Origin of the sequence: Phycicoccus avicenniae (assembly GCF_018139485.1) — a bacterium.
Lineage (GTDB): Bacteria > Actinomycetota > Actinomycetes > Actinomycetales > Dermatophilaceae > Phycicoccus > Phycicoccus avicenniae.
The window spans coordinates 1-20,352 of the sequence record NZ_JAGSNF010000011.1 but is presented as its reverse complement, the minus strand read 5'-3'; the positions used below and the strand labels follow the sequence as shown (position 1 = coordinate 20,352).

The 20,352-nt window shown below is 74.5% G+C and carries 21 protein-coding genes and 1 tRNA gene; 12 read left to right on the top strand and 10 right to left on the bottom strand.

The genetic code is table 11. The features are described from left to right. Nucleotides 1-149 precede the first annotated feature (149 nt). Nucleotides 150-545: a (R)-mandelonitrile lyase gene (locus KC207_RS08965; protein WP_211602681.1), complete on the bottom strand. Its 396-nt coding sequence runs from the start codon at nucleotides 543-545 to the stop codon at nucleotides 150-152. A gap of 164 nt (nucleotides 546-709) precedes the next feature. On the opposite strand from KC207_RS08965, the gene KC207_RS08960 reads away from it, so the two are divergent. Then, nucleotides 710-1,378, top strand: a complete 669-nt coding sequence (locus KC207_RS08960; RefSeq protein WP_211602680.1) for a TetR/AcrR family transcriptional regulator — start codon at nucleotides 710-712, stop codon at nucleotides 1,376-1,378. Nucleotides 1,379-1,487: 109 nt separating this feature from the next. On the opposite strand, the gene KC207_RS08955 is transcribed toward KC207_RS08960, so the two are convergent. Together KC207_RS08955 and KC207_RS08950 are read right to left on the bottom strand one after the other, a co-directional pair. Then, nucleotides 1,488-1,561, bottom strand: a tRNA-Pro gene (locus tag KC207_RS08955). 97 nt (nucleotides 1,562-1,658) lie between these two features. Beyond that, nucleotides 1,659-2,636, bottom strand: a complete 978-nt coding sequence (locus KC207_RS08950; protein ID WP_211602679.1) for a metallophosphoesterase — start codon at nucleotides 2,634-2,636, stop codon at nucleotides 1,659-1,661. 98 nt (nucleotides 2,637-2,734) lie between these two features. Here KC207_RS08950 and KC207_RS08945 point away from each other — a divergent pair, with 98 nt between their 5' ends. Then, entirely contained in the window at nucleotides 2,735-3,196 is a 462-nt protein-coding gene (locus tag KC207_RS08945; RefSeq protein ID WP_211602678.1) for a GatB/YqeY domain-containing protein, read from the top strand. Nucleotides 3,197-3,263: 67 nt separating this feature from the next. Here the strand turns inward: KC207_RS08945 and KC207_RS08940 are convergent, their stop codons facing one another. Continuing rightward, entirely contained in the window at nucleotides 3,264-5,705 is a 2,442-nt protein-coding gene (locus KC207_RS08940; protein ID WP_211602677.1) for a penicillin-binding protein, read from the bottom strand. Between the two features lie 265 nt (nucleotides 5,706-5,970). Between KC207_RS08940 and KC207_RS08935 the strand changes: the two genes are divergently transcribed. Further along, on the top strand, nucleotides 5,971-6,294 hold the full coding sequence (locus KC207_RS08935) for a WhiB family transcriptional regulator (protein WP_211602676.1): 324 nt from the start codon (nucleotides 5,971-5,973) through the stop codon (nucleotides 6,292-6,294). A 196-nt stretch (nucleotides 6,295-6,490) separates the two neighbouring features. Here the strand turns inward: KC207_RS08935 and bagB are convergent, their stop codons facing one another. Genes bagB through KC207_RS08920 form a run of 3 tightly spaced genes read right to left on the bottom strand, consistent with a single transcriptional unit; the run spans nucleotide 6,491 to nucleotide 9,469 of the window. Further along, nucleotides 6,491-7,657: an ArsA family ATPase gene (gene bagB, locus KC207_RS08930; protein ID WP_211602675.1), complete on the bottom strand. Its 1,167-nt coding sequence runs from the start codon at nucleotides 7,655-7,657 to the stop codon at nucleotides 6,491-6,493. Beyond that, a complete protein-coding gene (gene bagA, locus KC207_RS08925; RefSeq protein WP_211602674.1) occupies nucleotides 7,657-8,670 on the bottom strand; it encodes an ATPase BagA in 1,014 nt (337 codons plus the stop codon). Before bagA ends, bagB begins: the two co-directional genes overlap by 1 nt. Before the next feature lie 31 nt (nucleotides 8,671-8,701). Continuing rightward, the gene (locus tag KC207_RS08920) at nucleotides 8,702-9,469 is read right to left on the bottom strand and encodes an alpha/beta hydrolase (protein ID WP_211602673.1); all 768 of its coding nucleotides are present in this window, start codon (nucleotides 9,467-9,469) and stop codon (nucleotides 8,702-8,704) included. 46 nt (nucleotides 9,470-9,515) lie between these two features. Between KC207_RS08920 and sp36 the strand changes: the two genes are divergently transcribed. The 6 genes from sp36 to KC207_RS08890 all read left to right on the top strand — a co-directional run bounded on the left by sp36 (nucleotide 9,516) and on the right by KC207_RS08890 (nucleotide 14,766). After that, a complete protein-coding gene (sp36, locus tag KC207_RS08915) occupies nucleotides 9,516-9,668 on the top strand; it encodes a Sp36 family protein (protein WP_211602672.1) in 153 nt (50 codons plus the stop codon). Between the two features lie 3 nt (nucleotides 9,669-9,671). Beyond that, the gene (locus KC207_RS08910; RefSeq protein ID WP_211602671.1) at nucleotides 9,672-10,145 is read left to right on the top strand and encodes a RidA family protein; all 474 of its coding nucleotides are present in this window, start codon (nucleotides 9,672-9,674) and stop codon (nucleotides 10,143-10,145) included. 55 nt (nucleotides 10,146-10,200) lie between these two features. After that, complete coding sequence (locus KC207_RS08905; protein WP_211602670.1) at nucleotides 10,201-10,863, top strand: NUDIX hydrolase; 663 nt, start codon at nucleotides 10,201-10,203, stop codon at nucleotides 10,861-10,863. Between the two features lie 33 nt (nucleotides 10,864-10,896). Continuing rightward, complete coding sequence (gene asnB, locus KC207_RS08900) at nucleotides 10,897-12,444, top strand: asparagine synthase (glutamine-hydrolyzing) (RefSeq protein ID WP_211602669.1); 1,548 nt, start codon at nucleotides 10,897-10,899, stop codon at nucleotides 12,442-12,444. Nucleotides 12,445-12,455: 11 nt separating this feature from the next. Continuing rightward, nucleotides 12,456-13,781 carry an amidase gene (locus KC207_RS08895; protein ID WP_211602668.1) on the top strand — a complete coding sequence of 442 codons (1,326 nt, stop codon included), beginning with the start codon at nucleotides 12,456-12,458 and terminating at the stop codon, nucleotides 13,779-13,781. A gap of 163 nt (nucleotides 13,782-13,944) precedes the next feature. Next, nucleotides 13,945-14,766: an MBL fold metallo-hydrolase gene (locus KC207_RS08890; RefSeq protein ID WP_211602667.1), complete on the top strand. Its 822-nt coding sequence runs from the start codon at nucleotides 13,945-13,947 to the stop codon at nucleotides 14,764-14,766. A 47-nt stretch (nucleotides 14,767-14,813) separates the two neighbouring features. Here the strand turns inward: KC207_RS08890 and KC207_RS08885 are convergent, their stop codons facing one another. Beyond that, complete coding sequence (locus KC207_RS08885) at nucleotides 14,814-15,491, bottom strand: Crp/Fnr family transcriptional regulator (protein ID WP_282958963.1); 678 nt, start codon at nucleotides 15,489-15,491, stop codon at nucleotides 14,814-14,816. An 88-nt stretch (nucleotides 15,492-15,579) separates the two neighbouring features. Here KC207_RS08885 and nth point away from each other — a divergent pair, with 88 nt between their 5' ends. From nth to KC207_RS08870, 3 genes are read left to right on the top strand one after another with little or no spacing between them, the layout of a single operon-like run. Beyond that, nucleotides 15,580-16,368, top strand: a complete 789-nt coding sequence (gene nth, locus KC207_RS08880) for an endonuclease III (RefSeq protein WP_211602666.1) — start codon at nucleotides 15,580-15,582, stop codon at nucleotides 16,366-16,368. Nucleotides 16,369-16,425: 57 nt separating this feature from the next. Continuing rightward, the gene (locus KC207_RS08875; protein ID WP_249138655.1) at nucleotides 16,426-17,148 is read left to right on the top strand and encodes an NUDIX hydrolase; all 723 of its coding nucleotides are present in this window, start codon (nucleotides 16,426-16,428) and stop codon (nucleotides 17,146-17,148) included. After that, nucleotides 17,145-18,353 carry a MarP family serine protease gene (locus tag KC207_RS08870; protein ID WP_211602664.1) on the top strand — a complete coding sequence of 403 codons (1,209 nt, stop codon included), beginning with the start codon at nucleotides 17,145-17,147 and terminating at the stop codon, nucleotides 18,351-18,353. The genes KC207_RS08875 and KC207_RS08870 overlap by 4 nt, the downstream gene beginning before the upstream one ends. A 19-nt stretch (nucleotides 18,354-18,372) precedes the next feature. Here KC207_RS08870 and KC207_RS08865 read toward each other — a convergent pair whose 3' ends face one another. Further along, a complete protein-coding gene (locus KC207_RS08865; protein ID WP_211602663.1) occupies nucleotides 18,373-18,765 on the bottom strand; it encodes a phage holin family protein in 393 nt (130 codons plus the stop codon). A 44-nt stretch (nucleotides 18,766-18,809) separates the two neighbouring features. Then, complete coding sequence (gene nhaA / locus KC207_RS08860; RefSeq protein WP_211602662.1) at nucleotides 18,810-20,162, bottom strand: Na+/H+ antiporter NhaA; 1,353 nt, start codon at nucleotides 20,160-20,162, stop codon at nucleotides 18,810-18,812. Between the last annotated feature and the right edge of the window lie 190 nt (nucleotides 20,163-20,352).

Sequence of the window (20,352 nt, the reverse complement as noted above, 5' to 3'; positions counted from 1 at the left end):
TCCCGGACCGCCTGGGCGGCCTGGTCGTCGTCGATGAACCAGGTCCCCAGACCGAGCTTGGGGATCGTGACCCCGTTGGACAGGGTGTAGGTCTCGTCGAGCATCGTGCGGTCTCCTTCGCGGTGGTGTGGGGGTCGGGGTCGCGGCGCTCAGGCGCCGTACTCCTCGTCGGTGACGTGGTCCAGCCACGTGACGACGTCGCCGTTCTCGTCGGCCTCCTGGATGGCGACGTGGGACATGAACCGCTCGGCGGTGGCGCCGTGCCAGTGCTCCTCGCCGGGCTCGATGTAGACGACGTCGCCAGGGCGGATCTCCTGCACCTCACCGCCGCGGCGGGCGACGAGGCCGATACCGTCGGTGACGTACAGGGTCTGCCCCTTGGGGTGGTGGTGCCATGCGGTGCGGGCCCCGGGGGCGAAGCGGACGTGGGCGCAGCCGACGGCGGACTGCTCGTCGGGGGTGCGGATCCCGTCGACGAACACGGTGCCGGTGAACGTCTGCTCCGGTCCGGGGAAGGTCTGGTTGCCGCTCTTGGTGTACTTCATGGTGGTCCTCTTCTCTCGTGGTGCGGGTCGCCTCGGTCGCCGGGGCCAGCGCGGTGCCCACGGTCCGTTCGCGTCGACGTGATCAAGTGGATACGTTCCATCCGCTTGGTTCTACGCTAGCAGGCAAGCGGATATTCCATATCCGCTTGATGTACCGTGACGACATGTCCGACGGAGACCGTGCGCACCCCCCGCTCCGCAAGGACGCCGCCGCGAACCGCGAGCGGCTGCTGCGGGCCGCGAGCGACCTGTTCGCCGAGCGCGGCCTCGAGGTCACCCTCAACGACATCGCGCACCACGCCGGCGTAGGGGTCGGGACGGCCTACCGCCGGTTCGCGAACAAGGAGGAGGTCATCGACGCCCTCCTGGAGGAGCGCATGGCCGGCGTCGAGGACGTCGCGCGCGAGGCGGCGGCCGACCCCGACCCCTGGGACGGGGTGGTGCACTTCCTCGAGGGTGCGCTCGCGCTCCAGCACGGCGACCGGGGGCTGGCCGAGATGATGAACAACCCAGTGCTCGGGGACGCCCGGGTCGACGAGGTCCGCGAGCGGATCGCCCCGATCGTCACCGAGATCGTCGAGCGGGCCAAGGCGGCCGGGGTCGTCCGGCCGGACCTGGACCAGAGCGACCTCATCTTCGTCCAGCTCGCGCTCTCGACCGTCATGGAGCGCACCCAGGTGCTCGCGCCCGACCTGTACCGCCGCTACCTCGCGCTCTTCCTCGACGGCATCAGGACCGACCGCGAGACGCTCACGACCCTGCCCACGCGTGCACTGAGCTCCCAGGAGACCCACGAGGTCATGACCAGGGGCCGTCGCCGCGCCCGTTCGTGAGACGGCGGTTCGTGCCGTCGAGCACGCCCGCGCCGCCGGGCAGGTCCGGGGTGGACGTGCCGAGGGCCCTGACCTGCGTCTCCGCCGGCCAGGGCCCTCGTCGTCACGGTCGGGGTGACAGGATTTGAACCTGCGACCTCTTCGTCCCGAACGAAGCGCGCTACCAAGCTGCGCCACACCCCGTGACATGTCGCCGAGGCCCTCCGGCCGCAGCAACACCCGAGAATAGCCGACCACCCCGGCGCTCCCGAAATCGGTCCGAGGCGGCCGGCCGGAGCCGTCAGGCGGGCCGGTCGGGGTCGCGGGGGAGGAGGGTGAGCAGGGTCGCCTCGGGCCGGCACGCGAAGCGGACCGGCGCGTACGGCGACGTGCCGAGACCGGCCGAGACGTGCAGCCACGCGGCGTCGGCGGGGGCCTGCGACGACGGCAGGACCCGCCCCCGGCGCCCGGCCGTCCCCGCGCCCGGCCACCAGCGGGACACCCCCTTCGCCCGGCCGGTGTCGAGGTCGCAGTTCGTGACGAGCGCTCCGTGGAAAGGCACCGCGAGCTGGCCGCCGTGGGTGTGCCCGGCGAGGACGAGGGAGGCGCCGTCGGCGGTCATCGCGTCGAGCACCCGCTGGTACGGCGCGTGGACGAGGCCCATCGTGAGGGACACGTCGTCCCGGGCGGGGCCGGCGACCGCGTCGTAGTCGTCGAAGTCGACGTGCGGGTCGTCCACCCCGACGAGCTCGACGCGGTGCTCGCCCATCGTCACGACCGACCGGACGTTGTCGAGGTCGGTCCAGCCCCCGGCCTCGAGACCGGCCACGAGCTCGCCGGTCGGGAGGTCCCCGCGCGTCTTCGGCGCTAGGGCGTAGTTCTTCGTGAGGTAGCGGGCGGGGTTCTTCGGCACCGGGGCGAAGTAGTCGTTCGACCCCAGGACGAAGGCGCCGGGTAAGGCGAGGAGCGGGTCCATCGCCTCGAGCAGCGGGGTCACCGCCCGGGGGTGGGCGAGGTTGTCCCCCGAGTTGACGACGAAGTCCGGGCGCAGCCGGGCCAGCGAGCGCACCCACTCGACCTTCGTCCGCTGTCCGGGGGTGAGGTGCAGGTCGGACACCTGGAGGACCCGCACGGGCGAGGAGTCGGGCGGCAGGACGGGGACGGCGACGCGACGCAGGGCGAACCACGTCCGCTCGACGAGCCCCGCGTACGCCACTCCCGTGACGCCGGCGCCGACGACGACCCCCGCGGTGCGAAGCAGGGCGCGCGTGGTGTCCATCCCGCCATCCTCGCAAACGGGGCGGCACGTCCCAAGCCGTCGCTGGTCCGCCCGGAACCCGGGTGCCGACGTCCGCCGGCGGGTGGGACACTGCGAGCATGAACGGGACGAGCCTCAAGGCCCAGATCCAGCACGACCTGCACGACGCGATGCGCGCGAAGGACAAGGTGCGCTCCTCGACGCTGCGGATGGCGCTGACCGCCGTCACCACCGCCGAGGTCGCCGGGGACGAGGCCCGGGAGCTGGACGACGACGAGGTCCTCAAGGTCCTCGCCAAGGAGGCCAAGAAGCGCAAGGAGGCCTCGACCGCCTACCGCGACGCCGGTCGTCCCGAGCTCGCCGAGGCCGAGGACGCCGAGCTCGCGGTCCTCGAGGGCTACCTCCCGGCCCAGCTCGACGACGCCGAGCTCGAGGCGATCGTCGCGCGGGCCGTCGGGACGACCGGGGCGAGCGGGATGCAGGACATGGGCCGGGTCATGGGCGTGGCCCAGAAGGAGGTCGCGGGCCGGGCCGACGGCGGCCGGGTCGCTGCGATCGTGCGGCGCACCCTGGCGGGCTGACGACCCGCGCGGACGCGACGAGGGCCCCCGAGCAGCTGCTCGGGGGCCCTCGTCGCAGGTGCGGGCGTCAGTCGTCCGCGGGGGGCGGGGTGTCCGGGCCGCCGCCGTTGCCGCCACCGCCGCCGTTACCGCGTCCGGGACGATCGCCACCGCCACCGTCACCCCCGCCGCCGTCGTTCTGCGGCTGGGGAGCGGGAGCGGGGGCGGAGCCATCGGAGACGTAGACGCCGACGGTCGAGCCGTCGAGGGCCTCGCCCCGCGGCGACGTGCCGGCAACGGTGCCCTGGGGGGCGTCGCTGTCGATCGTCGCGAGGGTCTGCATCTGGAAGCCGGCGTCCTCGAGGATCTGCCGGGCGGAGTCGAGGCTGCGGGCGTAGACGTTGGGGATCGCCTTGAGGTCGCCGTTGCGGGCCTTCTCGCTCGGCGACGGGAAGTTCTTGACGTCCATCCCCTCGCTGAGCCGCTTCATCGTGGCGGACCACACGGGGGCCGAGACGGTCCCGCCGAAGACGTCGGCGAAGCAGCCGTAGTCGCCGAAGCACTTGCCGTTGAGCGAGAGCAGCCGCTGGTTGTCGTCCGTCACCTGGACGTTCCCGATCCACACGGCGGTCGACAGCTGCGGGGTGAACCCGGCGAACCACGACTGGTTGTGCTTCTCGGTCGTTCCGGTCTTGCCGGCGGCCGGGCGCTCGTCGACGTTCCACAGCCCGTCGGCCGTCCCGCCGTCGCGCAGGGTGCCCTCCATGAGCTCGGCGGCCGCGTTCGCGGTGTCGGGGGAGATGACCTGCTCGCACTCGATCTTCGGGACCTCGATCTCCTCCTTGTCGGGGGTCGTGATCGAGACGATGGGGCTCGGGTCGCAGCGCTTGCCCTCGGCCGCGATCGTCGCGTAGGCCGTCGCCAGGCTGAGCGGCGTCGTCGTCCCGGACCCGAGGGTCGCGTTGGACACCCCGCCGCCGATCTCGTCGCCGTTGGCCTGGTGGACGCCCATCTTCGTCATGAGGTCGAGCACCTTGCAGGGCCCGACGTCGATCGTCAGCTGCGCGGCCCAGGTGTTGATCGACTTCGAGATGCCCTCGGACAGGCTCATCTGCCGCCCGCCGATGCCGTAGTCGTTCTTGACCTCCCACGCCTCGTTGGCCCCGCACGGGACGCCGATGACGTCGTCGCCGTCGAAGCTGTGAGCGTCCTGGACGCTCGCGTACGGGACGTAGATCTCGCCGTTCATCGGCATCCCGTCCTCGAGGGCCTGGATCATGCCGAAGACCTTCGCGGTGGACCCGAACTGGTAGCCGTACCGCGGGCCGCCGTAGACCTGGTCGACGTTGACGTTCGTCTGGTTGTCGGCGAAGTCGCTGGCCTGGGCCATCGCGAGCACCTTGCCCGTCCCCGGCTCGACGACCGACGTCGCCCCGCCGAGGTTGCTCCGGTTGCCGACCGGCACGGCGCGCTCGATCTCGGCCTGGGAGATCTCCTGCATCCGCGGGTCGAGGGTCGTGCGGATGGTGAGGCCACCCTGGTTGATCCGCTTGAGGCGCTCCTCTGGGGTGTCCCCGAGGGCCGCCAGCTGCGGCGAGTGCTGGAGGTAGGCCATGACGTAGGCGCAGAAGTACGGCTCGGACGAGCGGTGGCAGACACCCTTGACCGGCTGCTTCTTGATGAGCTTCGTGATCGGGTAGTCCTTGGCCTGCTGCGCGCGCTCCTCGGTGATCATGTCGAGGTCGACCATCCGGTCGAGCACGATCGCCTGCCGGGCCTTGGCGTTCTCCGGGTTGAGCACGGGGTTGAAGCGGGTCGGCTGCTGGACGATGCCGGCGAGCATCGCCGCCTGGCCGACGGTCAGCTTGCTCGCCTTGGTGCCGAAGTAGTTGATGGCGGCGGCCTCGACGCCGTAGGCCTGGTCGCCGTAGTAGACGAGGTTGAGGTAGCCCTCGAGGATCTGGTCCTTGGTGAACTGCTCCTCGACGTTGACCGCGTACTTCAGCTCTTGGAGCTTGCGGGAGTAGGTCTCCGCCGTCGCGGCCTGCGCGGCCTCCTCGTCGCCCTGCCGCAGCGCCTGCTCCTGGAGGGTGACCTTGACGAACTGCTGGGTGAGGGTCGAGGCGCCCTGGATCTCCCCGCCCTGGGCGTTGGAGACGACGGCGCGGGTGAGGCCGCGCAGGTCGAGGCCACCGTGCTCGTAGAACCGGGCGTCCTCGATGGCGATCTGCGCGTTGCGCATGTGCTTGCTGATCTTCTTCAGCGGGACGATGATCCGGTTCTCGTCGTACGGGTTGGCGATGAGGTTGCCGTCCGCGTCGAGGATCCGGGACTGCTGCGCGAGCGGGGAGACCTCGAACTCGTCGGGGAGCTCGTTGAAGTACTCGACACCGCCCTTGGCGGCCTGCCCGGTCGCCCCGATGGCGGGGACGGCGATGCCGGCCATGAGCAGGCCGGCGACCGTGCTCAGCACGACGAGTCCGAGGAGGAGCCTGAGCACGGCGGGGATGTTCTGGGCGCGACCGTCCATACACGACAGGGTAACCCGCGACCCCCGGGGGGTCGCGAACCCGCGGAGCAGGGTTCTCAGGGTCTCTCAGACCGCCTGGCCAGGGTGGCGGGCCCGTGAGACCGCAGGTCGGCCGCATCGTCCGTTCGGCCGATGGCTCCACCGAACGGTGGGCCGCACGACCGTTTCGGACGATACCGGTGTGACGTGGGGGACACGTAGGTTCGTCAGTGTTCCCACCGACCGGTGGGGCACCGAACCGCAGGGACCGAGGAACGAGGTGCACATGACGATCCACACGACGGCGAAGCCCGCCGACACCACCTGGGTCGAGGAGTGGGCTCCGCTCGGGCGCTGCGCGGGCACCGACCCGGACGCTCTCTTCGTCCAGGGCAAGGCCCAGCGCGCCGCCAAGGTCGTCTGCAAGGGGTGCCCCGTCGTCGCGGAATGTCTCGCGGACGCACTCGACAACCGCACCGAGTTCGGCGTCTGGGGAGGGATGACCGAGCGCGAGCGCCGGGCCCTTCTCCGCCGCCGGCCCGACGTGCGGTCCTGGACCGCGATCCTGGCCTCCGCCAAGGCCCGGAGCGCGGAGGGCGCCATCGCCTGACCCACGATCTCCCCGGCGGGGCCGACCACCCCCTGCAGCCGTGCGCGGCACCCCTGCAGCCACGCATGGCGACGGTCGGCCCCCCCGGGGGCTCAGCACGACGAGAGGCCCCGGACCGCACGCGGTCCGGGGCCTCTTCCGTCGCGGGGCCGGCGACGCGTGGTCGTGGCGGTGGGACCGGGTCGCAGCCGGCGCGTCAGCGACCGCCCTCGGCGAGGGCGGCGCCGACCTCGCGCAGACCCTCGAGGTCGTGGACGTCCGTCGCCCCCGCCGGCACCGTCGCGACGGGGACGCCCGGGTGGGCGGCGACGAACTGCCGGACCCGGCCCTCGTGCCGCACCGCGACCTCCGCGAGCGCCGCGTGCAGCCGCAGCAGCGCGGCCGTCGGCACGGGCCCCTCGTCGTCCGCGCGGTCCTCGAGGGCCTCGGCGGCGGCGAGCGCCCGCGGCCCGGAGAGCCCGGGGGAGGCCAGGCGCTGCATCCGGTTGACGACGACCCCCGCGAGCGGCATCCCCTCGGCGGCGAGGCGGTCGACGAAGTAGGTCGCCTCCCGCAGGGCGTCCCGGTCGGGTGCCGCGACGACGACGAACGCCGTCTGTGGCTGCTTCAGGAGGGCGTAGGTGACGTCGGCCCGCTCGCGGAAGCCGCCGAACATCGTGTCGAGGGCGGCGACGAAGGTCTGCACGTCGGTGAGCAGCTGTCCGCCGAGCACCTTCGACAGCGTGGTCGCCGCGAGGTTGGCCCCGAACGAGAAGACCTTGAGCGAGGCCCGGCCACCGGCCTTCGCCGGCGCCATGAGCAACCGGATGAAGCGGCCGTCGAGGAAGGACCCGAGGCGCTTGGGGGCGTCGAGGAAGTCCAGGGCGGAGCGCGACGGCGGGGTGTCGACGACGACGAGGTCCCACGTGCCGTCACGCTCGGCCTGCGCGCGCAGCTGGCCGAGCTTCTCCATCGCCATGTACTCCTGCGTGCCGGCGAAGGACCCGGAGACCGCCTGGTAGAAGGGGTTGTCGAGGATCTGCTGCGCCTTCTCGGGCGTGGAGTGGGCGAGCACGACCTCGTCGAAGGTCCGCTTCATGTCGAGCATCATCGCGTCGAGCGACCCGCCCGCCTCCGCGCCGACGCCGACGACGGGCCGCGGGGTGTTGTCGAGCTCGGTGAGGCCGAGGGACTGCGCGAGGCGCCGCGCGGGGTCGATCGTGAGGACGACGACGTGCCGACCCGCCTCGGCCGCCCGGACCCCGAGGGCCGCCGCCGTCGTCGTCTTGCCGACCCCCCCGGAGCCGCAGCACACGACGATGCCGGTGCCCTCGTCGGCGAGCAGGGCGTCGACGTCGAACGGCTCGCGGTCGCGGGCGGCCATCAGCGCACCCCGAGGTCGCGCAGCTCGTCGGCGAGGACGGACACGCCGCCGTCCTCGAGGCCGCCGGCCAGCACCGGGAGCGCGAGGACCGGCAGCCCGAGGGCCTCGACCTCGGCCCGCAGGTCGCGCTCGAGGTGGATCCGGGCGGCGTGGTCGGCGGCCTCGGACAGCAGACCGCCGACCGTCCGGGCCCCGGAGCGCACCCCGACCGTCGCGAGATCACCGCGGACCCGGTCGGCGAGCGCGTCCGGGTCGGTGGCGGCGACGTCCAGGACGGGGTCGGGCACGACCGGCTCGCGCAGCTGGTTCACGACGACGGCGCCGAGCCCGAAGCCCGCGGCGGACAGCTCGGCGGCGGCGTCGGCGGTCTCCTGGACGGGCATCTCCTCGAGGAGGGTCACGAGGTGGACGGCGCTGCGGCGGTCGCGGAGCATCCGGGTGATCGACTGCGCCTGCGTGTGGATCGGTCCGGTGCGGGCGAGGTGGGCGACCTGCTCGTTGACGGCGAGGAAGCGACCCACCCGACCGGTGGGCGGGGCGTCGAGGACGACGGCGTCCCAGGCGGGGTCGCCCCGGCCGCGCCGCGAGCCGGTCGTGCGGCCCACGGCCTCGTAGACCTTGCCGGTGAGCAGCACGTCGCGGACCCCCGGCGCGATCGTCGTCGCGAAGTCGACGACCCCCATCCGCTCGAGGGCGCCGCCGGCGCGACCGAGCTTGTAGAACGTCTGGAGGTACTCCAGGAGCGCGGCCTTGGCGTCGACCGAGAGGCCCCACAGCCCGCCCGTCCCGCCGGTCTGGACGAGCCGGACCTCCTCGGTGCCGAGCGGTGGGACGCCGAAGGTCTGGCTGATCCCCTGCCGTCCCTCGACCTCGACGAGGAGGACCCGTCGTCCGCCGCGGGCGAGGGCCAGGGCGAGCGCGCCGGCGACCGTCGTCTTCCCGACCCCGCCCTTGCCGGTGACGACGTGGAGGCGGACGCCCTCGAGCGCGCGCTCGAGCGGGTGGCCGGCCATGGGCACAGCCTAGGGCGGCGTCGCCTCCCGCTCAGGGCAGGGTGAGCTCCTCGATCTCGGCGAGGACGAGGAGGTAGGCGGGCGCCTCGGGGTCGACGAGGTCGAAGTGGTCGGCGCCGCGGGCGGTCGCGGTCGTCAGTGGGGTCTCGGCGTCGCGCGTCGCGGCGTAGGCCTCGACCACCGCCGCCGGGACGACGTCGTCACGCTCGCCGGAGACCAGCGCCGCCGGGGCGGTGAGCCGCTGGCGGGCGGGGTCGGCCTCCTCCCAGGCGTCCGGGACCTCGTCCGGGGTCCCGCCCAGGAAGGCGCGCGCCGCGTCGTCCCCGAGGTGCAGCCGGTCGGCGGTGGAGAGGTCGACGACCGGACCGAGGCCGACGACGCCGAGGAGGCCCTCGACCCGGTCCTCGGACGCGAGCCACGTCACGAGGTGGCCCCCGGCGGAGTGGCCGACGAGGACGAGCGGGTCCGGGAGGTCGGTGTCGGCGCGTGCAGCGGCGAGGGTGCCCCGCAGGGCGTCCGCCGTGCCGGGCCACCCGCCTCCGGGCATCCCGGTCCGGGGGTACTCGAGGTTGGCGACGTGGAAGCCGTCGGCGGCCAGGGCGGTGGCGAGCGGGGCGAGGTGGGCCCGGTCGTACTTCTCCCGCCAGAAGCCGCCGTGGACGAGGGCCACCGTCACGCCCCGGGCCCGGTGGGGCTCGGGCTCCCAGACGTCGTAGACGTCCGTCTGCTCCGGACCGGTGACCTCGGTGCGGTCGGGGCGTCGGGCGTCGCGGGTGAGGATCTCGGGCTCGTCGCTCATCCCCGCCACCGTAGCCGCCGGCGGTCCCGGCGCTAGGGTGGCGGCCATGCAGAAGTGGGAGTACGCGACCGTGCCGCTCATCGTCCACGCGACGAAGCAGATCCTCGACCAGTGGGGTGAGGACGGCTGGGAGCTCGTCCAGGTCCTCACGATGCCCGAGGGCAACCTCGTGGCCTACCTCAAGCGGCCGAAGGGCTGAGCGGTGGGTGCCGTCGAGGACCGGATCGCCGACCTCGGGCTCACCTTGCCCGAGGTCGCGGCGCCGCTGGCGTCCTACGTGCCGGCCGTGCTCGACGGCTCGCGGGTGTACGTCTCGGGGCAGCTGCCGCTCGTCGACGGGACGTTGCCGGAGACCGGTGCCGTCGGTGAGCTCGTGGGGCTCGTCGCTCCGGACCGGGCCCGGCAGCTCGCCACGGTGTGCGCCCTCAACGCCATCGCGGCCGTGCGCTCGGTCGTCCCCGACCTCGACCGCGTCGAGCGGGTCGTCAAGGTCACCGGCTTCGTCGCCTCCGACCCCTCCTTCACCGGCCAGCCGGGGGTCGTCGACGGCGCGAGCGAGCTGTTCGGGAAGGTGTTCGGCGACGCCGGCGTCCACGCCCGGTCGGCCGTCGGGGTGGCGGCGCTGCCGCTCGGCGCGCCCGTCGAGGTCGAGGTGATCGTCCACGTCCGGGACTGAGCCGGGCGGCCCGCCGGCCGGTGCCGAGCTGCGACGCCCGGTCCGCGGCGGCCGGATGCTCGAGCGGGCCCGGACGTGGCTCGCGGACGGCTCGCCGGAGGGCGCGGTCCCGGAGCCGGCGGCGACGGTCATGCTCGTGCGCGACGGCGCCGGGGGACCCGAGGTGTACGTCCAGCGGCGGGCGGCGACGATGGCGTTCGCCCCGTCGATGGTCGTCTTCCCCGGCGGGCGGGTCGACCCGCAGGACGCTGCCCTCGACCCCGGGACCCCCGGGGTGGCGGAGGTCGCGGCGCAGATGGGGGTCGGACCCGCGGAGGCCGCGTCGCTCGTGGCCGCCGCGGTCCGTGAGGTCGAGGAGGAGTGCGGCGTCCGGGTCCCGGTCGAGGGACTCGCCGTCCGCGGTCACTGGGTGACCCCCGCCTTCGAAACACGGCGCTACGACACGTGGTTCCTCGCGGCCGCGATGCCGGACGGTCAGGCCGCGACCGAGACGAGCGGTGAGTCCGACGGCGGCGGCTGGGTCCGACCCGCCGACACGCTCGAGCGCTCCCGCGCGGGCGAGGTCCGTCTCATGCCGCCGCAGGTCTGGGCGCTCGAGGCGCTCGCCGGGTTCGACACGGTCGCGGCCTTCCTCGCCGACCGGCCCCGGGTCGCGCTCGTCGCCCCCGTGCTCGTGGAGGACGGCGACGACGTCGTCCTCGTGACCCGGCTGCCCTGACCGCCGACCCGTCCCACCACAGGAGGACCGCCCGTGTGCGGCATCGCCGTCGTCCACGACGCCCGGCCGGAGGCGGCCGCCCCCGACGCCGCTGCCACGGGTGCCGTGATGCTCGACGCCCTGACCCACCGCGGGCCGGACGGCCGCGGGGAGCGACAGGTGGGTGCGACCTGGCTCGGGCACACCCGCCTCGCGATCGTCGACCTCGACGGCGGCGCCCAGCCGATGACGTCCGACGACGGCTGGTGGGTCGTGGCCAACGGCGAGGTCTACAACCACGAGGAGCTGAGGGCCGATCTCGCGGGGGACGGCCGGCGGCTGCGGACCGCGTCCGACTCCGAGGTGCTGCTCCACGTCGTCGCCGCCTGGGGCACCGCCGGGGTGGCCCGGCTGCGCGGGATGGTCGCGGGCTGCGTCGTCGGACCGGCCGGCGATGTGGTCCTCGTCCGGGACCCGCTCGGGATCAAGCCGCTCTACTGGGCCCGTCGGGGCGGCCGGATGCTCGCCGCGTCCGAGCTGCGTGCCTTCCCGCCGGAGTGGCGACCGGCCGTCGAGGAGTTCCCGGCCGGGCACACGTGGACCCCGGCGGAGGGTCTGCGCCCGACGACCGACCTCCACGACGACCCGGCGGGCAGCGGCGGGGTGCGCCCGCCGTTCCGGACCCGCGAGGCGGCGGTCGCCGCCGTCCGGGAGGCGGTCGTCGACGCCGTGCGCGAGCGGATGATGGCCGACGTCCCGCTCGGGGTCTTCCTCTCCGGAGGGCTGGACTCGAGCATCGTCGCGGCCGTCATGGCGCGGGAGGCCGCCCCGGGGACGGTCGTTCGGTCCTTCTCCGCGGGGACGGCCGACAGCCCCGACCTCGCCGCCGCGCGTCGGGTCGCCGCCCACCTCGGCCTCGAGCACCACGAGCGGGTGTACGGCGGCGACGACGTCCTCGACGTCCTGCCCGAGGTCGTCCGGTCGCTCGAGTCGGCCGAGCCGTCCCTCGTGCGCAGCGCCGTCCCGAACTACCTGCTCTCGGCGCTCGCGGCCGAGCACGTCAAGGTCGTCCTCACCGGCGAGGGTGCCGACGAGCTGTTCGCCGGCTACCACCACCTGCGCGGCCTGCCCGCCGACGAGCTGGCCGCCGCGCTCGTCACCGGCGTCGACGTGCTGCACCACCTCAACCTCCAGCGGGCGGACCGCGTGAGCATGGCGCACGGCCTCGAGGCGCGCGTGCCCTTCCTCGCCCTCGAGGTCCTCGACGTCGCCCGCCGGGTCCCCGTCGAGTGGAAGCTCCTCGGCGAGGACGGGCACGAGCAGGCCCAGGAGAAGGCGCTGCTCCGCGAGGCGTTCGCCGGCTGGCTGCCCGACGACGTGCTGTGGCGGCGCAAGGAACAGTTCGGCGACGGGTCGGGGACCGCCGCCGTCATGGCCCAGCGTGCCGAGGCGTTCGTGCCGGAGGGATACTGGGCCGACGAGAGGGTCGAAGGGCTGCCCGCCGCCCGGACCCGCGAGGAGCTGGGCTACCAGCGGATCCTCGCGGCGCACCTCGGCGGTGTCCGGGCCGACCGGGTCCTCGGGACCTGGCCGGAGACCTGACGGTGGCCTCCGTGCCCGTGGGGTCGGTCGAGCGCGTCGTCCGGGCGCGGCTCGCCCTCGTCGAGGCGCTCGAGCCGCGACTGCGCAGCCTCGTCCACGTCGACGCCGCGGGGGCGCTCGCACGGGCGGCGGAGCTCGACGCGCTCCCCGAGGCGGCTCGCGGACCGCTCCACGGGCTCGTCGCCGTCGTCAAGGACAACATCGACGTCGCCGGGCAGCCCACCGCGTGCTGCTCCCCGGCACACGACGGCCGGGCGGCGGCGCGGGACGCCCCCGTCGTCGCCCGGCTGAAGGAGGCCGGCGCGGTCGTATTTAGTCGGGCCAACATGGACGAGCTCGCGATGGGCGCCTCGACCGCCACGTCCTGCCACGGTCCGACGCACAACCCGTGGGCGTACGGCCACAGCCCGGGCGGCAGCTCCGGCGGGTGCGCCGCGGCGGTCGCGGCCGGTATCGCCGACCTCGCCGTGGGGACCGACACCGGGGGCTCGGTCCGCGAGCCGGCGTCGCAGTGCGGGGTCGTCGGGTTGGCGCCCTCGCCGGGTCTGCTCCCGGTGGCCGGGGTCGTGCCCTTCGACCCGTCGTGCGACCGCGTCGGGGTCATCGCGGGCGACCTGGCGACGACGGCCCGGGCGCTCGCGGTCCTCGCCGGCCGGGTGCCCGGCCTCACCACGGACCCGCCGGGGGCGCCGCCCCGCCGTCCGTCGAGGGTCGGGGTCGTCCGCGAGCTCATGGGGCCGCCCAACCGTCCGGGGGTCGTCGCCGCCGCCCGGGCCGCCGTCGAGCGGTGCCGCACGGGCGGGGCGGACGTCGTCGAGGTGAGCGTTCCCGACGCGCCCCGCGCGCTCGACGCATACCTCGTCCTCACCTCCCTCGCCTGCCTGCCGCACCTCGAGCCGTGGGTCGACACCGGCCGGTCGGGCGCCGAGGTCGTCCGTCGGGTCGCGCTCGGTCGGGCGCTCGCGGAGGACCCCGACCGGGTCGCCGCGGCCGCGGCGGTCCGGGACCGGTTGCGGGCGCAGACCGCCGCCGCGCTCGCGCGGTGCGACGTGCTGCTGTCGCCGACGATGCCGACGACGGCTCCCGCCTTCCCACCCGAGGGGCCGACGGATGCCGCGGTCGCCGACCCCGCGCTGGCGCCGTACACCGACTGCTGGACCGTCGTCGCCAACCTCGTCGGCCTGCCCGCCGTGTCCGTGCCCGCGGGGCTGGCGGACGGTCTGCCGGTCGGCGTGATGCTGACCGGCGCCGCGGGGTCCGACCCGGTCCTCCTGCACGCCGCGGCCCTCGTCGAGGACCCCACCCCGCTCCCCGCGGAGGTCGGGGCGGACAGGTAGTGAGGCCCGCAAGGGCGCCGTCCGGGCCGCGGCGAGCGCCCGGTGCGCCTCCACCTCCGGCAGGACGTGGCGCCCGCGGGCGACCCGGTCCCGGGCCCGTCGGTGCCACCGGTCCCGGGCTCGTCGGTGCCACGGGTCCGGGCCCTGACGGCACACTGGGGGGATGACCGCGACGCCGCCGTCCTCGACCCGCGACCCCTGGTCGGGGGGTGCCGTCACCACGCGGGCGCACTGCGTCCTCGCGCCGAACCCCGGCCCGATGACGCTCGACGGGACGAACACCTGGGTGCTCCTCGAGCCCGGCGCGACCGAGGCCGTCGTCGTCGACCCGGGCCCCGACGACGCGTCGCACCTGCGGGCGGTCCTGGACCACGTGGCGTCGCGGGGGGCCCGCGTCGGTCTCACCGTCCTCACCCACGGCCACCACGACCACGCGGCCGGCGCGCCACGCTTCGCCGGGCTGTCCGGCGCCCCGACCCGGGCCGTCGGCGGGGGCCACGACGACCTCGGCGACGGGGACGTCCTGCGGGTCGGCGGGCTCGAGGTCGCCGTCGTCGCGACGCCGGGCCACACGGCGGACTCGGTGTCGCTCGTCCTGCCGGCCGACGCCGCCCTGCTCACCGGTGACACCGTCCTCGGCCGCGGCACGACCGTGGTCGCCCACCCCGACGGCGAGCTGGGCGCCTACCTCGACTCCCTCGAGCGCCTCCGCGGTCTCACCGGCGAGGGCGGCGCGACGACGATCCTCCCGGGGCACGGGCCGACGGTGCCGGACGCCGCGGCGATGGTCGAGGTCTACCGGGTGCACCGCCGCGAGCGGCTCGAGCAGGTGCGCCAGGCCCTCGCGGACGGGGCGGCCGGGGAGGACGACCCCGTCGAGGGCGTGCTGCGCCGGGTCTACGCCGAGGTCCCGTCGGAGGTGTGGCCGGCGGCGCGGATGTCGATCCGTGCCCAGCTCGACCACCTCGGTGTCGCCTGGCGGTGACCGCGACGGACGCCGGACCCGCTCGCCCGGCCGCGTCGCGGGGGTCGTCAGCGGGCGCGGCGGGTCAGCCGGTCGACGTCGAGGAGCAGGACGGCGCGCGCCTCGAGGCGCAGCCAGCCGCGGGAGGCGAAGTCGGCGAGCGCCTTGTTCACCGTCTCGCGGGAGGCCCCGACGAGCTGCGCGAGCTCTTCCTGGGTGAGGTCGTGGGGGACCATGACGCCGTCGTCGACCTGACGCCCGAACCGGCCGGCGAGATCGAGCAGCGCCTTGGCGACGCGGCCGGGGACGTCGGTGAACACGAGGTCGGCGAGCACGTCGTTCGTCCGACGCAGCCGCCGGGCGAGCGCGCCGAGGAGGGTGAGGGCGACGCCGGGCCGCTCGGCGAGGAACTCCTTGAGCTGCTCGTGGCCCATCGAGACGAGCTGGGTCTCGGCGACGGCCGTGGCGGTCGCGGTCCGCGGGCCCGGGTCGAAGAGGGACAGCTCGCCGAACATCTCGCCCGGCCCGAGGATCGCGAGGAGGTTCTCGCGCCCGTCGCTGCTGGAGCGGCCGAGCTTGATCTTGCCCTCGGCGATGACGTAGAGCCGGTCGCCCTGGTCCCCCTCGTGGAACAGCACGTCGCCGCGCTCGAGCCGGGACGGGTTCATCGACGCGATGAGGGTCCGGGCCGTCTGGTCGTCGAGGGGGGACAGGAGCGGGGCCTTCCGCACGATCTCGGGATCCACGCGGTCAGTGTGCCAGAGCCGCACCGGTCGCACCTGGGGCGCCACGGCCCGGCCCCGGCGTGTCGGTGCCCGACCGTAGGCTGACGGCGTGCCCGTCCCGCCCTCCGCCGCCGTCCGTCGTGCCGCCACCGGTGACGAGACCCCCGTCGCCCGCACCCGAAGAGCCCGCCGCACTTACCGCGCCCTGCTCGAGCGGTACCCCTACGCGCACTGCGAGCTCGACTTCGAGACCCCGCTCCAGCTGCTCGTCGCCACGGTCCTGTCCGCCCAGACGACGGACGTCACCGTCAACTCGGTCACCCCGACGCTCTTCTCCCGCTGGCCCACCGCCGAGGCGCTCGCCGCGGCCGACCGCACCGAGATGGAGGAGGTGCTGCGTCCCACCGGCTTCTTCCGGGCGAAGACGAACTCGGTCATCACCCTGGCCCAGGCCGTCGTCGAGCGGTTCGGGGGTGAGGTCCCGGGCCGGAGGGAGGACCTCGTCACGCTGCCCGGCGTGGGTCGCAAGACGGCGAACGTCGTCCTCGGCAACGCCTTCGACGTCCCCGGGCTCACCGTCGACACGCACGTCGGGCGGCTCGTGCGCCGCCTGGGCTGGACGAGCGAGACCGACCCGGTCAAGGTCGAGGCCGCCGTCGCCGCGCTCGTCCCGCGGAAGGAGTGGACGATGCTCAGCCACGTCCTCATCTTCCACGGCCGGCGCACCTGCTTCGCCCGCAAGCCGGCGTGCGGGGCCTGCCCCGTCACCCGGTGGTGCCCGGCGTTCGGCGAGGGCGAGACCGACCCCGGGAAGGCCCGCGCGCTGCTGAAGTTCGAGCTGGCCCCGGGGGCGCCCGCACCGGTCCCGCCTCCCGGTCCGCTCCCCGACGAGGTCTGAGGGCGGGGCCCGCCCGCTCCCAGGCCCACCACAGACGCGTTTCCTACGATGTCCCGCATGACCTCGGCACCCGCGTGGCTGACCGGCCTCGCGAGCCGCGACGACATCGGCGACCACCCGTGGTTCGTCGACCACCCCCCACCTCCGGACGCCGCCCGCCGCTCCGCCGTCCTCGTCCTCTTCGGGCCGGGCGACGACGTCCACGGCCCGGGCCGCCCGGACGTCGTCCTCACCGAGCGCGCCCACACCCTGCGCTCCCACCCCGGGCAGGTCTCCTTCCCCGGGGGACGGGAGGAGCCGGTCGACACCGGCCCCGTCGACGCGGCTCTGCGCGAGGCCGAGGAGGAGGTCGGCATCGACCCCGCGAGCGTCGACGTCCTGGCCGCCCTGCCCCCGCTGTACCTCGCGCCGAGCCGGCACGCGGTGACGCCCGTCCTCGGCTGGTGGCGGGTCCCCGGGCCCGTCCGCGCCGTCGACCGCGCGGAGGTCGAGCGTGCCGACAGGGTCGCCGTCGCGGACCTCCTCGCCCCCGCCCACCGGTTCACCGCCGTCTTCGGGCCCTACCGCGGTCCCGGGTTCGAGGTCGGCGGTCTCTTCGTCTGGGGCTTCACGGCGATGCTCCTCGACGCCGTCTTCGAGCTCGCGGGCGTCACCGAGCCGTGGGACACCTCGCTCGAGCGCCACCTGCCCGACCGGGTCCGCTCCCCGTGGATGCGCGGCGCCGACGCGATGACCCCGGGGGACGGCGCGCACGACGGACGAGGCAGAGGGCGGACGTGACCGGCTCGACCGTCCTCGACGTCGTCCTCGTCCTCGTCCTGCTCTCCTACGCGGCGAGCGGGTGGCGCCAGGGCGCGGTCGCCGCGGTGCTCGGCCTCCTCGGCCTGCTCGGCGGCGCGTACGTCGCGATCCGGTTCGCCCCCGACCTGCTGGAGCAGCACACCTCCGTCGACGTCACCTCGACCGGCGGCGTGCTCGTCGTCGTCCTCGCCGTGCTCGCCGTCGCGACCCTCGCCCAGGGTGTCGCCCTCGTCGTCGGGGCGCGGATCCGACAGGCGGTCCGCATCCCGGGCTACCGGGCGCTCGACAGCGCGCTCGGCGCCGTCGCCGTGCTGCTCGCCGCCGTCTTCGTCCTGTGGGCGGTCGCCGGCGCCGTCCGCACGGGTGGGCCGATGGCCCTGCGTGTGCTCGTCGGGCAGTCGGCCGTCGTGCGGGCCGCCGACGGCGTCGTCCCGCCGCAGGCGTCGCGGGTCGTCGACGACGTGACGAGCGCGCTCGACCGCAGCGTCTTCCCCCGCGTCTTCGAGGGCCTGGGGCCGGAGCCGATCTCGGCGGTCCCCGCGCCGGACGAGGCGCTGGCCGGTGACCCTCGCATCGCGCGGGCGCTGGGCTCGGTCATCCACGTCCGCTCGGACGCGACCCGCTGCGGCGCCACCCAGGTGGGCAGCGGGTGGGTGTCCGCGCCCGGCGTCGTCGTGACGAACGCGCACGTCGTCGCCGGCGCCTCCCGCGTGCGGGTCCAGGTGGGCGGGGAGGGCCCCGAGACCGACGCCCAGGTCGTCGCCTTCGACCCGGACCGCGACGTCGCCGTGCTCGCCGCCCCGGGGCTCGAGGCGCCGGCCCTGGACCGTGGGCAGGACCTGGCGAACGGTGACGACGCCGTCGTCGCCGGCTTCCCGGGCGACGCCGGGCTGTACGTCGGCGCGGCGCGCGTCCGCGACGTCCTCGACGCCCGTGGCGCCGACATCTACGGGGACGCCGGGCCGGTCCGGGAGATCTACTCGCTGCGGGCGACGGTGCGCCAGGGCGCCTCGGGCGGGCCCGTGCTCGACGCGTCCGGCGACGTCGTCGGGATGGTGTTCGCGACGTCGCTCGACGACGAGCAGACGGGCTACGCGCTGACCTTCGCCGAGATCGACCCCGTGCTCGGGGACGCCGCCGGGGTCCGGTCCCCGGTCGCCACCGGGGACTGCCGGGCCGCCTGACACGGCCGGCGGCGGGACGTCAGCGCTGCTCGCCCTTGAGGGTGGCGACCGTCGCCTTGCCCTCGCGGATCGCCTTCTCGGGGGTCGGGCTCGCGGACTTGAAGACGCGCAGCCCGACGAGGCCGACGACCGCGGCGACGACGAACATGAAGACGGTCACGACGAGGTAGCCGGCCCACACCGGGAGCCAGATCGCGATGACCCGCGCGAGGGTGTGGAAGAGGAAGATCACCCCGAGCAGGGCGACGAAGCCGGCCCCGGCGAACAGGCCGATGCCGGTCCCCTTCGCCTTGGCCCCGGCGGCGATCTCCGCCTTGGCGAGGTCGATCTCGCTGCGCACGATCGCCTGAACGTCGTGGGTCGCGTCGGCCACGAGCTGACCGATGGTGCGCTCGTTGCTCTCGGGGGGCATGCTTCCCTGCCTTGTCGTCGCTGGTCGGCCGGTCACGCCCGACCTTACTTACTGCCGGCCTGGCCCGACGCCTCGTCCTGCTGGTACACGTCGGGGATCCCGTCCTGGTCCTCGTCGCGGGACTCCTTCTCGTGGAGCCGGGCGTACACCTTGTTGCGCCGACCGAGGATGACCGAGGCGATGACCGCCGCGGTGAGGGACCCGATGAGGATGCCGAGCTTGACGTGCTCGTCACGCTCGGAGCCCGCGCCGAACGCGAGCTCGCCGACGAGCAGGGACACCGTGAACCCGACGCCCGTGAGGACGGCCAACCCCGCGATGTCGGACCACGTGAGGTCGTCGTCGAGCTCGGCGTTCGTGAACTTCGACATGAGGTACGTCGCGCCGAGGACACCGATGAGCTTGCCGACGACGAGTCCGAGGATCGTGCCGATGGCGACGGGGTCGCGCATCGTCTCGCCGAAGCCGCCGCCGACGAAGTAGACGCCGGAGCTGAAGAACGCGAAGACGGGGATGGCGATGCCGGCGGAGATCGGCCGCATCCGGTGCTCGAACCGGTGGGCGACGTCCTCCTCGGCGGGCATCGTGCTGATCTTCGGCACCCCGCGCTTGCGCGGCTTGACCGGGACCGCGAGGCCGAGCAGCACCCCGGCGACGGTCGCGTGGACGCCGGAGGCGTGGACGAAGCCCCACGTGAGCGCCGCGAGCGGGATGAGCAGGTACCAGACGCCGATCCGGCGCTGGGTGAGGAACGCGAAGGCCGCGAGCGGGATGAGGGCCACGAGCAGCGGCATGACCTGCAGGTCGGAGGTGTAGAAGATCGCGATGATCGTGATCGCGATGAGGTCGTCGACGACCGCGAGGGTCAGCAGGAACGAGCGCAGCGCCGACGGCAGGTTCGAGCCGATGACGGCGAGGACCGCGAGCGCGAAGGCGATGTCGGTGGCGGTGGGAATGGCCCAGCCGCGCAGCGCGTCGCCGCCGCCGCCCATGACGAGCACGGTGATCGTGAAGACGATCGCCGGCACGAGCACGCCGCAGAACGCGGCGACGACGGGGACGGCCGCCTTGCGGGGGCTCTTGAGGTCGCCGACGAGGAACTCGCGCTTGAGCTCGAGACCGGCGACGAAGAAGAAGATGGCGAGCAGGCCGTCCGCGGCCCAGTGCCCGACCGTGAGTCGCAGGTGGCCCCACTCGACGCCGAGGTAGGTGTCGCGCAGGTCGAAGTAGAACTCCCGGGCCGGGGTGTTGGCGATGATGATCGCGAGGAGCGCCGCGACGAGGAGGACGGCGCCGCCGATCGTCTCCGTGCGCAGCGCGTTCGTCACGAACTGCGCCTCGGTCCAGGACGGGCGGTTCAGGATCCGGTTGCCGTCGGGGGAGGTCTTCTGGCTCATCGAGGGGCTCCTCACGTCAGGGGCTGGCGTTCACACCCCTCGGGGCGCGCGTTGACGACTGCCGACCAGGCTTCCCGGCTCTCCGTCGTCCACCCTACCGGCACACCGACGGCCGCCCCCCCCCCGGCCCCGGCGGGGGGGGGGGGGGGGGGGGGGGGGGGGGGGGGGGGGGGCGCGCCCGGCCGGGGGG

What these genes read in the sequence shown, in the direction of transcription:
- KC207_RS08940 (WP_211602677.1), bottom strand. Translation starts at nt 5,705, where the DNA reads ATGGACGGTCGCGCCCAGAACATCCCCGCCGTGCTCAGGCTCCTCCTC.
- KC207_RS08960 (WP_211602680.1), top strand. Translation starts at nt 710, where the DNA reads ATGTCCGACGGAGACCGTGCGCACCCCCCGCTCCGCAAGGACGCCGCC.
- KC207_RS08875 (WP_249138655.1), top strand. Translation starts at nt 16,426, where the DNA reads ATGACCTCGGCACCCGCGTGGCTGACCGGCCTCGCGAGCCGCGACGAC.
- bagA (WP_211602674.1), bottom strand. Translation starts at nt 8,670, where the DNA reads ATGGCCGGCCACCCGCTCGAGCGCGCGCTCGAGGGCGTCCGCCTCCAC.
- KC207_RS08890 (WP_211602667.1), top strand. Translation starts at nt 13,945, where the DNA reads ATGACCGCGACGCCGCCGTCCTCGACCCGCGACCCCTGGTCGGGGGGT.
- KC207_RS08950 (WP_211602679.1), bottom strand. Translation starts at nt 2,636, where the DNA reads ATGGACACCACGCGCGCCCTGCTTCGCACCGCGGGGGTCGTCGTCGGC.
- bagB (WP_211602675.1), bottom strand. Translation starts at nt 7,657, where the DNA reads ATGGCCGCCCGCGACCGCGAGCCGTTCGACGTCGACGCCCTGCTCGCC.
- sp36 (WP_211602672.1), top strand. Translation starts at nt 9,516, where the DNA reads ATGCAGAAGTGGGAGTACGCGACCGTGCCGCTCATCGTCCACGCGACG.
- KC207_RS08965 (WP_211602681.1), bottom strand. Translation starts at nt 545, where the DNA reads ATGAAGTACACCAAGAGCGGCAACCAGACCTTCCCCGGACCGGAGCAG.
- KC207_RS08920 (WP_211602673.1), bottom strand. Translation starts at nt 9,469, where the DNA reads ATGAGCGACGAGCCCGAGATCCTCACCCGCGACGCCCGACGCCCCGAC.
- KC207_RS08905 (WP_211602670.1), top strand. Translation starts at nt 10,201, where the DNA reads ATGCTCGAGCGGGCCCGGACGTGGCTCGCGGACGGCTCGCCGGAGGGC.
- KC207_RS08945 (WP_211602678.1), top strand. Translation starts at nt 2,735, where the DNA reads ATGAACGGGACGAGCCTCAAGGCCCAGATCCAGCACGACCTGCACGAC.
- KC207_RS08935 (WP_211602676.1), top strand. Translation starts at nt 5,971, where the DNA reads ATGACGATCCACACGACGGCGAAGCCCGCCGACACCACCTGGGTCGAG.
- KC207_RS08865 (WP_211602663.1), bottom strand. Translation starts at nt 18,765, where the DNA reads ATGCCCCCCGAGAGCAACGAGCGCACCATCGGTCAGCTCGTGGCCGAC.
- nhaA (WP_211602662.1), bottom strand. Translation starts at nt 20,162, where the DNA reads ATGAGCCAGAAGACCTCCCCCGACGGCAACCGGATCCTGAACCGCCCG.